This window comes from Brevundimonas sp. PAMC22021 (assembly GCF_019443405.1).
In the GTDB taxonomy this organism is placed as follows: domain Bacteria; phylum Pseudomonadota; class Alphaproteobacteria; order Caulobacterales; family Caulobacteraceae; genus Brevundimonas.
The window spans coordinates 1,605,000-1,616,528 of record NZ_CP080376.1 but is presented as its reverse complement, the minus strand read 5'-3'; the positions used below and the strand labels follow the sequence as shown (position 1 = coordinate 1,616,528).

The window sequence follows — 11,529 nt, the reverse complement described above, 5'->3', positions numbered from 1 at the left end:
GAAGGCCGGCATGGCTCTGAAGGTCGCCATCGTCGGCCGCCCCAATGTGGGCAAGTCGACCCTGTTCAATCGCCTTGTCGGCAAGCGTTTGGCGCTGGTCGATGATCGCCCCGGCGTGACCCGCGACCGCCGCTATGCGGACGGCGTGATCGGGGACATGGACCTTACGCTGATCGACACGGCCGGCTACGAGGACGTCACCGACGAGAGCCTCGAGGCCAGGATGCGCGAGCAGACCGAGGCCGCGCTGGAAGACGCCGAACTGATCCTGTTCATGATGGACGCCCGCGAAGGCGTGACCTCGCTGGACCGCATCTTCGCCGATCGCCTTCGCAAGCAGCACACGCCGGTCGTCCTCTTGGCCAACAAGTCCGAAAGCCAGGCTTCGGGCGGCGGTGTGGGCGAGGCGCACGCCCTGGGCTTTGGAGAACCCGTCGCCATTTCGGCCGAGCACGGCGAGGGCATGGCCGACCTCTACCAGGCGATCCTGGCCGCCTCCGCCGACATCTTCATCGAAGAAGAGGATGAGCCGGAAAAACCGATCCGCATCGCCGTGATCGGCCGCCCGAACGCCGGCAAGTCGACGCTGATCAACCGCCTTCTGGGCGAGGATCGCCTGCTGACTGGTCCAGAGGCGGGCATCACCCGCGACTCCATCTCGGTCGACTGGGTCTACGAAGACAAGAACATCCGTCTGGTCGACACCGCCGGCATGCGACGCAAGGCGCGGGTCCAGGAGAAGCTGGAAAAGCTGTCCGTCGCCGACACCATTCGCGCCATCACCTTCGCCGAGGTGGTGATCCTGGTGATGGACAAGGACGACGCCTTCGACACCCAGGACCTGCAGTTGGCCGATCTGGTCGAGCGCGAAGGCCGCGGCCTGATCTATGTGGCCTCCAAATGGGACCTGGAGGACGAGCCGCAGGCCCGCCTGGCCGAACTGAAGCGCCTGGCCGAGGACAAGCTGCCGCAGCTGAAGGGCTCGCCCTTTGTTGCGTTGTCGGCGCACAGCGGGCGTGGCGTCGAACGTCTGATGCCGGCGGTGCTTCAGGCCTATGACACCTGGTCGGTCAAGGTGAAGACCAAGGACCTGAACGATTGGCTGTCGCTCGCCACCCAGCGGCACCCGCCGCCCGCCGTGGACGGCAAGCGGATCAAGCCCAAATACATCGCCCAGACCAAGGCGCGTCCGCCGACGTTTGTGCTGATGGCCAGCCGCGCCTCGGCCATGCCGGACCACTACAAGCGGTATCTGGTGAACTCGATCCGGGAAAGCTTTGACCTGCCCGGCACGCCGATCCGCCTGACGGTCAAGTCGGGCAGCGAGAACCCCTATGTCGGCGGCGGCGCCAAGTCGGGGCCCGAGCGGTTCAAGGGCGCGGCCAAGACGGCGCCGCGCAAGGTGCTGAAGGCCGAAAAGCAGGAACAGCTGTCCAACCTGCCCGGCAAGGCGCTGGAGCAGAAAAAGACGCGCGTCGCCAAGCCGCGCGTCATCGGCGCGGTCAAGGCGTCTTCGTCCAAGAAGGCGGGAACCAGCGTGGCCATCGGCAAGGGCGCACGCGGCGGCGCCCGCCAGGTCAGCCGCTCCGGCCGCATCCGCACCGGCCAGAAGAGCGGACCGAAGAAGTAGGGCCATGCTCGCCCTGCTCGCCGCCGCCCTGTTGTCCGTCCAGAACAGCGAAGCGGGGTTGGACTGCGCCAGCGCCGTGACCAACGTTCAGATTGACGAATGCAGGGGCGTGGAACTGGAGCAGGAAACGGCGCGGATGCGGGCGTATCTTGACGCTGCCTTGACCCGTCTCCGCGAGGAGAGCGGCGCCGCCGACGGGCTGATCGTCGAGATCACCGACAGCCAGGCCGCCTGGGCTGCTTATGCGGACAGCGCCTGCAACGCAGTCCACACGCATTGGCGGGACGGCTCAATCCGGCAGTCGATGTTTCTGGCCTGCAAGACTGACCTGACGCGGGAGCGGACGCACCATCTTTGGCGCGAGTATCTGACTTTCGTCGACAGCACCCCGCCGATCTTGCCGGAGCCCGCGCTGCCGGGCGCCTGACACGTCTAGACCAGGGCCTCCCCGGAAGGGGCGGACCTCCAGTCCTGGAACTTGACGGTCAGCGGCGGCGTGCGGTCGCCGCGAGCCAAATCGACGATCAGCGGGCCGATATCGGACGGGTGAGGCAGGATCGCCGGATCCTCGCCGGGGTAGGCCTGGGCACGCATCTGGGTGCGCATGCGACCTGGATCGACAATGGCGCAGCGAATGGGTGTCGACTCCACCTCGTCGGCCCACGCCTTGAACAGGGCTTCGGCGCCCGCCTTGGTCGCGGCGTACATGCCCCAGAAGGCGCGGGGGGCCGAGGCCACGCTGGTGGTCAGGTGAATGGCGCGGCCGGCGTCAGAGGCGCGCAGCAACGGCTCCAGCGAGCGGATCAGGCGATAGACGGCGGTGAAGTTGGTTTTCTCGACCTTGGCGAACTCGCGCGGGTCGGCGTGCGCGACGGGCGTGAGGCCCGATGGCCCCATGGTCGCCGCCGCCTGCACCCAGACGTCCAGCCGCCCGAACCGCTCGAACAGGGCGCCGCCCAGCCGGTCGATCCCGCCGCCGTCCACCAGATCGAAGGGAACCAGCGTCGCGCGATTGCCGGTCGCGGCAAGGATAGCGTCGTCCAGCTCTTCCAGCCCGCCCTGGGTCCGCGCGGTCGCCACGACGTGAGCGCCGGCCCGCGCCAGTGCCAGCGCGCTCTCATGGCCGATGCCGCGAGAGGCCCCGACGACCAGGGCGATGCGGCCGGACAGGCACGGGAATTGGGGCGAAACGGCGCTGGACATGCCGCCGTCTTAGCCGGACCTCAGACGCTGTCCAAGCGCGCAGCGACCGGCAGGCTGGATCAGGCGCTGACCAGCAGCGACAGCTGACGCGCCGTGACCTGGCGTCCGCCTTCCTCGATCTCGCGATCCAGCAGGCGGGTCGGATATTCGCCGGTGAAATAGTGATCGGTGAACTGGGGATGGGCGTTGTTGCGTCCATCCTCGCCCATGGCGCGGTAGAGGCCGTCGATCGACAGGAAGCCGAGCGAATCGACCTCCAGCATCTCGCGCATCTCTTCCAGCGTCTTGTTGGCGGCGATCAGCTGCGCGCGCTCGGGCATGTCGATGCCGTAGAAGTCTGGATACAGGATCTGCGGGCTGGCCGAGCGCAGGTGCACCTCCTTGGCGCCCGCCGCGCGCACGGCGCGGACCAGCTTGACCGAGGTGGTGCCGCGCACGATCGAATCGTCGATCAGCACGACGCGCTTGCCCGCCAGCGCCGCCTTGTTGGGGCTGTGCTTCATGCGCACGCCCTTTTGCCGTGCGCCTTGGCTGGGCTGAATGAAGGTGCGGCCCAGATAGTGGCTGCGGATGATCCCCATCTCGTAGGGAATGCCGCTTTCCTGCGCATAGCCCAGCGCCGCCGGAACGCCCGAATCGGGAACGGGCACGACGATGTCGGCCTCGACCGCATGCTCGCGCGCCAGTCCGCGACCCATCTCCTTGCGGACCTCATAGACGGAGCGGCCGTTCACAACGGAGTCGGGACGCGAGAAATAGACGTATTCGAACAGGCAGGGCCGGGCCGATCGGGCGGGGAAGGGCTTGATCGACTGCAGGCCGCTTTCGTCGATCACGACCACTTCGCCGTGCTCGATGTCGCGCACATGGGTCGCGCCGATCATGTCCAGGGCGCAGGTTTCGGACGCCAGCACCCAGGCCTCGCCGACCTTGCCCAGCACCAGCGGGCGGATCCCCAGCGGATCGCGCGCGCCGATCATCTTGCTGCGCGTCTGCGCGACCAGGGCGTAGCCGCCCTCGATGCGCGCCAGCGCGTCGATGAAGCGGTCCACGATCTTGGCCTTCCGGCTGCGGGCGATCAGGTGAAGGATGACTTCCGAATCGGAGGTCGACTGGAAGATGGCGCCTTCGCTGACCAGCTGGCTGTGCAGATATTTGAAGTTGGTCAGATTGCCGTTGTGGGTGATGGCGATGCCGCCCTGGTCCAGATCGGCGAACATCGGCTGGATGTTGCGCAGGAACGATCCGCCCGAGGTCGAATAGCGCGTGTGCCCGACCGCCGCGCCGCCCGGCATGCGCTGGGACAGGTCGGCCCCGCCGAACGCTTCGCCCACCAGGCCTTGGTGACGTTCGGTGTGAAAGCGGCTGTCCTTGACGCTGGCGATGCCGCAGGCTTCCTGGCCGCGATGCTGTAGGGCGTGCAGGCCCAGCGCCACGATGGAGGAGCCTTCGTCAGCCTCCGCGCCCCAGACGCCGCACACGCCGCACTCCAGGCGCAGCTGGTCATCGTCGGCCTCGCGATAATGCTCGCGGTGAACGACGGGATCGGCGATCAGGTGGCGCATCGTCGGGGCTCCGATGTGCATACGGATGTCAGGGGGCTTCAGGGCGCGAAGTAGGCTCAGTTTGGGGCGCGGGCAAGGCGTCCTCGTCCGAGAATCCTCTTCGCACGGAAGAGTCGATCACAGGCGACAGGGCGTCGGCGCCGCGCCCGATGCCGGGCAGAACCACCTGAATGGCGCGGGCGGCCATGGCGCTGACTGGTTGAAGCGCGGCCTGCGACAGCCAGCGCGGCGTGCGCTCTCCGGGCAGGGCGGCGACGATCACCAGATGCACCGCGCCGATCAGCACCAGCGCCCGGATCACGCCGACGATCAGCCCCAGGACGCTGTTCACGCCGCCCAGCGCCGGATGGGCCTTTGCGCCCTTGGACAGCAGCGCGCCCAGCGTGCGCAGGCCGAAGTAGACGAGGAGGAACCCGCCCACCGCCGCCAGGATCGACCCGGCCCAGTCGGGATCGACCAGCGCGCGCCCGAGCGGCGCGGTCCACGGCAGGACGATCAGGGCCAGGAACGCCGCCAGCATGGCGCTGAGCAGGGTGATGACTTCCCGCACGCCTCCGCGCACGAAACCCGCGCCGGCCGAGGCGAGGATGACCAGAATGGCGAAGACATCGTATCCGGTCACGTTCGGCTGCGGTCCTGTGGCTGTGGCCCGACCCTAATAGCGGTTCGCCGAGATTCTTTCGACCGCTTCCGTCAGCCGCGACAGGGTGGTGGCTTTCACCCCCTTCGCCTTGGCGGGCAGGGCGGGGCACAGGGCCTGATCGAAGCCCAGCTTGGTCGCCTCGCGCAGACGGGCCTCGGCGCGGCCGACGCTGCGCACCTCGCCCGACAGTCCGATCTCGCCGAACACGACGCAGCCCTGCGGCAGCGGCATGTCGGTCGCCGAGCTGATCAGGGCGGCGGCGGCGGCGAGGTCGGCGGCCGGCTCGTTGATGCGAAGTCCGCCCGCCACGTTCAGATAGACATCCTTGTCCCCGAACCCCAGCCCGCAGCGCGCCTCCAGCACCGCCAGCAGCATGGCCAGCCGCCCGTTGTCCCAGCCCACCACCGCGCGCCGGGGCGTGCCATAGGCGGACGGCGCCACCAGCGCCTGCATCTCGACCAGGACGGGGCGGGAGCCCTCGATGCCGGCGAAGACGGCGGCGCCCGGCTGGCGCTCCTTGCCCTCGCCCAGGAACAGGGCCGACGGGTTGGCGACCTCGCGAAGGCCGCTGTCGCCCATCTCGAATACGCCGATCTCGTCGGTTGCGCCGAAGCGGTTTTTGCCGGCGCGCAGAATGCGGAAGGGATAGCCGCGCTCGCCCTCGAAGGTCATCACCGCATCGACCATGTGCTCGACCACGCGTGGGCCGGCGACCTGCCCGTCCTTGGTGACATGGCCGACCAGAATCACGGCGGGGCCGCCCGTCTTGGCCAGTCGCACCAGCTCGCCCGCACAGGCTCGGACCTGGGTGATCGACCCCGGTCCGCTGTCGTGCACGTCGGACCACAGGGTCTGGACCGAATCGACGATGACGATGTCGAACTTCTCTCGCTTCAGCGTCGACAGGATCTCACGCAGCGCCGTCGCTGCCGCCAGGTTCACCGGCGCATCCGCCAGCCCCATCCGCTTGGCGCGGGCGCGGATCTGCTCGACGGCCTCTTCGCCCGAGATATAGGCGACCCGCGCGCCCCTCAGCGCCGCCTTGGCCGTGACCTCCAGCAGCAGGGTGGACTTGCCCACCCCCGGATCGCCGGACAGCAGGATGGCCGATCCCGGCACCACGCCGCCGCCGCAGACGCGGTCGAACTCGGCCACGCCCGTGGCGATGCGCGGCGGCTCGGGCGCGTCGGATTGCAAGGTTTCGAACTGCACGCCTCGCCCGCGAGCAGAGGCGGCGGCGGCCGGCTTGATCGCGCCGGGCGGCGCGCTGCGGCTTTCCTCCGCCAGCGTGTTCCACTGTCCGCACGAGCCGCACTGGCCCGACCACTTGCCGTGGACCGTGCCGCAGGACTGGCAGACATAGAGAGCGGAATCACGAGCCATGGGCGTCCTTCTTATCAGGCGGAGAGACGCCTCACATGGTGCGGACTTGCGTCAGCATGGGACGCAGCGTCTTTACAGATAGCGCCTCGGCACGCGCGGCATGACGGAGGTCAGCAGCTCGTAGCTGATCGTTCCGGCGGCCGCCGCTGCGTCGTCCAGCAGCCGGTTGGGGCCGAACACCTCGACCTGATCGCCGGCTGTGACATCCAGGCCGGTCACGTCAACGGCGATGACGTCCATGGACACGCGACCCAGCATCGGCCGCATCTCGCCTCCGACCCAGACCTGACCGTCCGGGCTGTATCTGCGCAGGATTCCATCCGCATATCCCGCCGCACAGGTGGCGACCTGCATCGGACGGTCGGCGACAAAGCCGCGCGAATAGCCGACGCTTTCGCCCGCCAGTACGTCGCGCACCTGCAGGATATCGACCAGCAGGGTGGCGACCGGCGCGATCCGATCATCCGGCCGCCCCGTCGGTCCGCTGCCGTACAGGCAGATCCCTGGCCGCACCTGATCGAAGGCGAAGTCTGGTCCCAGGAAACACCCGCCTGAGTTGGCGAAGGAGCGCGTCACCCCCGGGTAACGCTGCGTCGCTTGCGCAAACAGATCGCGCTGGCGCCGGTTCATCGGCTGGTCGGGCTCATCGGCGCAGGCGAGATGGCTCATCACCAGTTCCAGGCCCGCGAAGGGCTCGGGCGCGTCCTCGGGGCGCACGCCGATGCGGTTCATGCCCGTATCGATCTGCAAGGCCGAGGGGCCGCCGCCGCTGTCCAGCCAGGCGGTAATCTGTGTTGGCTGGTTCAGCACGGGCCGCAGGTCGGCGGCGCGCAAGGCGGCCGGGGCCCCCTCGCCATGGCAGCCATCCAGCACATAAATGACCGGCTCAGGCCCTACGGCCTGACGCAACAGCACGCCCTCGGAGAGGCGGGCGATGAAGAACGTCCGCGCGCCTTCCAACATCAGCCGCCGCGCCACGGCCGCCGCGCCCAGGCCATAGCCGTCCGCCTTGACCACGGGCGTCACGGGCACGCCGGTCAGACGCTCCAGCGTGCGATAGTTGCGGGCAAGGGCGTCGAGATCGACGGACAGGACGGCGGGGGCGGTCATGGCCGCCTTATGGCGCAAACCCGCGCGGCTTGCATCACGATCGGTTCAAAGCAACGCAGGCCAGGAGCCAAGGCGCGCGTCTGCTGTTAGATTGCCTGAAGTCAGCTGTCAGGGATTCCCGTCATCCGCCTGTTCACCGAACATCCGCGCTCGGTCGGCGAAAGCTACGGCCAGCATCTTCTGTTCGCGACCAAGACCGGTGCGACGCTGATCGGCGCCGGTGTGGCGTGCATCGTCCACGGCGTGGCGCCCTTCCTGTTTCCCAAGACCGGCAGCACGACCATCCGGCGCCTGCATGCCCAACTGGAGCAGCGGGCCGCTCAGACCGTCTCGGCGCCCGTTTCCATCCGCGAGCCTGCGGAAACCCGGCGGCGCAGCAGGGCGCGGGCGGCCTCCTGAGCCTGCAGGCGCAGGTCCGGCACGGCCGTCATCTCCCAGAACGGCCCGCGCGCCAGCGGTCCCACCGCGACCAGATCGTCCTGAGGCCTGCCTGAGCGGTCCAGCAACCGGCCGTCCGGCTCGACCGCGAAACCCAGACCCAGCGGTTCGGCCACGGCCAGGCCCTGATCCAGCAGGCCGCGGATCAGGGGATCGGCGCTTCTTTCCACCTGGGCCAGCGGCCCGGTGCAGTTCACCACCAGGTCGAATCGGCGACGGACGACCTCGTCCATGCCGCGCGGACGCCATTCCACCTCCAGCCCGCAGTCCGCCGTGCGCGCGCTGACGATCCGGCCGCCGACGACCGACAGCCGTCCGTGGTCCATCATGGATTCGATGCGCGCCCAGATCGCCGGGGCCAGCCGGTGCCGGTGCACGTCCCACAAGGCGCGCAGGTGCCGCACAAAACCGCGCCGCTCTCCCGGCGTCCAGTTGCGCCAGAAGCCGGCCGCCTTGGTGCGCAGGCCATTAAGGACGCCCCGCCATTCACCGTCCGCGCTCGACCGACGGATTTCTCGGAACATGGAAAGCGGCGGTCCAGCCGAGGGTGGCGCGACTGGCGGCACGGCCTTCTCGAGATGGGGCAGGGGCAGGCGGCCATTGCGCGACAGGGCGGTGATCCTCCGCCCCTGCCGATCCAGCGAAATCGCCACATCCACCATGGTCAGGCCGGAACCGACCAGCAGGACGTCTGTCGCCGTCTCCGGAGCGCGGACCGCTCGGTCCCAAGGGTTCTGCACATAGGCGGGAGAGGCGAGCGCTTCGGGTGCAAATCCGGGGACGGCGCCGGGTTCCAGATTGCCGATGGCCAGGATCACGGCGTCGGCGGCGGCAGGCTCGCCGTCATCCAACGTCAGGGTGAAGCCCGCCGGCGAGCGTCCCGCGCCGACCACCGAGCCACGACGCCGGCGTAGCCTGGCGCCATACCGCGTCTCCGCCTGCGCCAGCACGTCTTCCAGGTAGCGGCCGTACTGTCCGCGCCCGACAAAGCCGTCGCCCCGGTCCAGCCCCCGCGCCTCCAGCCACTGCAGCAGGTGGTCGGGCTGGTCGGGAAAGGCGCTCATGCCCTCGGCCCGCACATTCAGGCGGTGCGTCGCATCGTCGGTGTCATAGGCCGCCCCGCGCGCGAACCGCTCCCGCCGCTCGATCAGCACGACGCGCACGTCGTCCGATCCGCTCAGCAGATGCACCGCCGTCATCACGCCGCTGAAGCCGGCGCCGACCACGGCGATCGTCGTCATGTCGTGATCGTCCTGCATGACCGGCCCTCCGCGTCCCCGCCGCGCTTCTAGAGCGTCGCGCCGAGCCGGGCGAGCGTCATTCGTAGGGGACGTTGTCGTAGCGGCCGTCGTGCGCCAGGTTGCCGAACTTGGTGGTGTCTGCGTCGAACGCCAGCTTGACGATGCCGATGGGGCCGTGGCGCTGCTTGCCGATGACAACCTCGGCCTGGTGCTCCAGCCGGTCCATGTCTTCCTGCCACTTCAGGTGCTCTTCGGTGCCCTCGCGCGGCTCGGCCCGGCCCAGGTAGTAGCTTTCGCGATAGACGAACATCACGCAGTCGGCGTCCTGCTCGATCGAGCCGGATTCACGCAGGTCCGACAGCTGCGGTCGCTTGTCCTCGCGCTGCTCCACCTGACGCGACAGTTGCGACAGGGCGATGATCGGCACCGACAGCTCCTTGGCCAGGGCCTTCAGGCCGCCGGTGATCTCCGACACCTCCTGCACCCGGTTCTTCTGGCTGTTGTCTCCGGTGGTCACCAGTTGCAGGTAGTCGACGATGAGCAGATCCAGTCCATGCTCCATCCGCTTCAATCGCCGCGCCCGCGCCGCCAGCTTGGAAATGGACAGGCCGCCCGTCGCGTCGATGTAGAGCGGGCTTTCGCCGATCTCGACCGCCGCATCCCTGATCTTGCCGAAGTCGGAGGCGTTGATCTCGCCCTTGCGCAGCTTGTCCGACGACACGCCCGACGCATCGGCCAGGATACGCATGGCCAGCTGTTCGGCGCTCATTTCCAGCGAGTAGAAGGCGACCACGCCGCCCGACACCGTCTTGCGACCCTCCGGCGTCGGCTCCCAGCGATAGTTGCGGGCGACGTTGAAGGCGATGTTGGTGGCCAGCGCCGTCTTGCCCATCGACGGACGACCCGCGAGAATCAGCAGGTCGGACGGGTGCAGGCCGCCGAGCTTGGAGTCCAGGTCGTCCAGGTGCGTGGCCAGGCCCGCCAGCTTGCCGTCGCGCTGATAGGCCTCGGCCGCCATTTGCACGGCGCCGGACAGGGCGTGCGAGAAGGCCACAAATCCCGACGACGGCTTGCCGGTCTCGGCCAGCGAATACAGCGTCTGTTCAGCCTGTTCTATCTGCTCGTCGGCGGGGGTCTCGGGGTTCGGCGCTTCCTTGATGATGTCGCCGCCGATGCGGATCAGGTCCCGGCGCAGGGCCAGATCATAGACGACGCGGGCATAGTCAGGCGCGTTGGCCGCCGGCGGCGCGCGGTCCACCAGATCGGCCAGGTAGCGCAGGCCGCCGAACTCCTGGAACGCCGGATCCTGCTTGAAGCGTTCCATCAGGATGGTCGGTTCGGCCAGCATGCCCTGGCGGATGTGGTCCTCGATCGCCTCGTAGAGCCGCTGGTGGAACGGCTCGTACATGTGCGAGCCGCGCAGGCGGTCGCTCAACCGCTCGAACACCGCATTGTCGAACATCAGGGAGCCCAGCAGCGCCTGCTCGGCCTCGAGGTTGTGCGGCATGGAGGCGACGGACGGCCCCGGATCCATCGGAGAGGCGCTGAAGGGCAGGGGGGCGAAGGCGTTCATGACCTTAGGCGTCTAGCGTGATCCTGCGTCGGACGCGGACGGATTCGGCCGTGCCTCGAATATGACAGGGGACAGCCTGTGGATGTCTTTGGCGCAGCAAAAAGGGCGCGCCCCCGTGGGGAGGCGCGCCCTCTTCAAGCATGGTCGGTCAGTCGGGATTACTCCCGGTCGCCGAAGCCTTCCTGCTGGCCGGCGCCGCCTTCCAGCAGCTCCTGGGCCGATTGCTCGGCGGCCTGGCGTTCGTCGTCGAACTGGCTGCGGATCACGTCCTCGCCCTTGGCCTGACGCTCGGCTTCGTCGGCCGAACGCGCGATGTTGACCTTGACCGTGGCGCGGACCTCGGCGTGCAGGCGAACCGGCACTTCGTGGACGCCCAGCGTCTTGATCGCGGTGTTCAGCACGACCTGCGAACGCTCGACCTTGCCGCCTTCGGCCTGAATGGCCTCGGCGACGTCGCGACCGGCGACCGAACCGTACAGCTGGCCGGTTTCGCCGGCCTGGCGGATCATGACGTAGGTCTGGCCGTCGATCTTGTCGGCGACCTTTTGCGCGTCGGCCTTGTTCTTCTCGTTGCGCTGCTCGATGGCGGCGCGGTCGAGTTCAAAGGCCTTCAGGTTGGCGGAGGTGGCCCGGCGGGCCTTGTCGCGCGGCAGAAGGAAGTTGCGGGCGAAGCCGTCCTTGACGGACACGACGTCGCCGATGGCGCCGAGGTTCTCGACGCGTTCGAGCAGAACGACCTTCAT

General features: G+C 68.5%; 11 protein-coding genes. 3 read left to right on the top strand and 8 right to left on the bottom strand.

All coding sequences use genetic code 11. The annotated features are described in order from the left end of the window. The first annotated feature begins 10 nt into the window (after window positions 1-10). Together der and KY493_RS07905 are read left to right on the top strand one after the other, a co-directional pair. Entirely contained in the window at window positions 11-1,630 is a 1,620-nt protein-coding gene (gene der / locus KY493_RS07910) for a ribosome biogenesis GTPase Der (RefSeq protein WP_219895877.1), read from the top strand. Window positions 1,631-1,634: 4 nt separating this feature from the next. After that, the gene (locus KY493_RS07905) at window positions 1,635-2,057 is read left to right on the top strand and encodes a lysozyme inhibitor LprI family protein (protein ID WP_219895875.1); all 423 of its coding nucleotides are present in this window, start codon (window positions 1,635-1,637) and stop codon (window positions 2,055-2,057) included. A gap of 5 nt (window positions 2,058-2,062) precedes the next feature. Here the strand turns inward: KY493_RS07905 and KY493_RS07900 are convergent, their stop codons facing one another. The 5 genes from KY493_RS07900 to alr form a co-directional block, all read right to left on the bottom strand. Further along, complete coding sequence (locus KY493_RS07900; protein WP_219895873.1) at window positions 2,063-2,833, bottom strand: SDR family NAD(P)-dependent oxidoreductase; 771 nt, start codon at window positions 2,831-2,833, stop codon at window positions 2,063-2,065. A gap of 59 nt (window positions 2,834-2,892) precedes the next feature. Beyond that, window positions 2,893-4,398 carry an amidophosphoribosyltransferase gene (gene purF / locus KY493_RS07895; RefSeq protein ID WP_219895871.1) on the bottom strand — a complete coding sequence of 502 codons (1,506 nt, stop codon included), beginning with the start codon at window positions 4,396-4,398 and terminating at the stop codon, window positions 2,893-2,895. 28 nt (window positions 4,399-4,426) lie between these two features. Continuing rightward, window positions 4,427-5,020, bottom strand: coding sequence for a CvpA family protein (locus KY493_RS07890; protein WP_219895869.1), 594 nt, complete (start codon window positions 5,018-5,020; stop codon window positions 4,427-4,429). 33 nt (window positions 5,021-5,053) lie between these two features. Next, window positions 5,054-6,424: a DNA repair protein RadA gene (radA, locus tag KY493_RS07885; protein ID WP_219895867.1), complete on the bottom strand. Its 1,371-nt coding sequence runs from the start codon at window positions 6,422-6,424 to the stop codon at window positions 5,054-5,056. Window positions 6,425-6,496: 72 nt separating this feature from the next. Then, entirely contained in the window at window positions 6,497-7,534 is a 1,038-nt protein-coding gene (alr, locus tag KY493_RS07880) for an alanine racemase (protein WP_219895865.1), read from the bottom strand. Window positions 7,535-7,639: 105 nt separating this feature from the next. Here alr and KY493_RS07875 point away from each other — a divergent pair, with 105 nt between their 5' ends. Beyond that, entirely contained in the window at window positions 7,640-7,933 is a 294-nt protein-coding gene (locus tag KY493_RS07875) for a DUF6356 family protein (RefSeq protein WP_370627374.1), read from the top strand. Here the strand turns inward: KY493_RS07875 and KY493_RS07870 are convergent. The 3 genes from KY493_RS07870 to rplI form a co-directional block, all read right to left on the bottom strand. Further along, complete coding sequence (locus tag KY493_RS07870; RefSeq protein ID WP_219895863.1) at window positions 7,855-9,213, bottom strand: FAD/NAD(P)-binding protein; 1,359 nt, start codon at window positions 9,211-9,213, stop codon at window positions 7,855-7,857. The genes KY493_RS07875 and KY493_RS07870 overlap by 79 nt on opposite strands. A 76-nt stretch (window positions 9,214-9,289) precedes the next feature. Further along, the gene (locus KY493_RS07865) at window positions 9,290-10,786 is read right to left on the bottom strand and encodes a replicative DNA helicase (RefSeq protein WP_219895862.1); all 1,497 of its coding nucleotides are present in this window, start codon (window positions 10,784-10,786) and stop codon (window positions 9,290-9,292) included. Window positions 10,787-10,944: 158 nt separating this feature from the next. After that, window positions 10,945-11,529 carry a 50S ribosomal protein L9 gene (gene rplI / locus KY493_RS07860; RefSeq protein ID WP_219895861.1) on the bottom strand — a complete coding sequence of 195 codons (585 nt, stop codon included), beginning with the start codon at window positions 11,527-11,529 and terminating at the stop codon, window positions 10,945-10,947.

Bases quoted from the DNA above. Each gene is read 5' to 3' on its own strand.
- KY493_RS07905 (WP_219895875.1), top strand. From the start codon at position 1,635: ATGCTCGCCCTGCTCGCCGCCGCCCTGTTGTCCGTCCAGAACAGCGAA.
- der (WP_219895877.1), top strand. From the start codon at position 11: ATGGCTCTGAAGGTCGCCATCGTCGGCCGCCCCAATGTGGGCAAGTCG.
- alr (WP_219895865.1), bottom strand. From the start codon at position 7,534: ATGACCGCCCCCGCCGTCCTGTCCGTCGATCTCGACGCCCTTGCCCGC.
- purF (WP_219895871.1), bottom strand. From the start codon at position 4,398: ATGCGCCACCTGATCGCCGATCCCGTCGTTCACCGCGAGCATTATCGC.
- KY493_RS07870 (WP_219895863.1), bottom strand. From the start codon at position 9,213: ATGACGACGATCGCCGTGGTCGGCGCCGGCTTCAGCGGCGTGATGACG.
- KY493_RS07865 (WP_219895862.1), bottom strand. From the start codon at position 10,786: ATGAACGCCTTCGCCCCCCTGCCCTTCAGCGCCTCTCCGATGGATCCG.
- radA (WP_219895867.1), bottom strand. From the start codon at position 6,424: ATGGCTCGTGATTCCGCTCTCTATGTCTGCCAGTCCTGCGGCACGGTC.
- KY493_RS07900 (WP_219895873.1), bottom strand. From the start codon at position 2,833: ATGTCCAGCGCCGTTTCGCCCCAATTCCCGTGCCTGTCCGGCCGCATC.
- rplI (WP_219895861.1), bottom strand. From the start codon at position 11,529: ATGAAGGTCGTTCTGCTCGAACGCGTCGAGAACCTCGGCGCCATCGGC.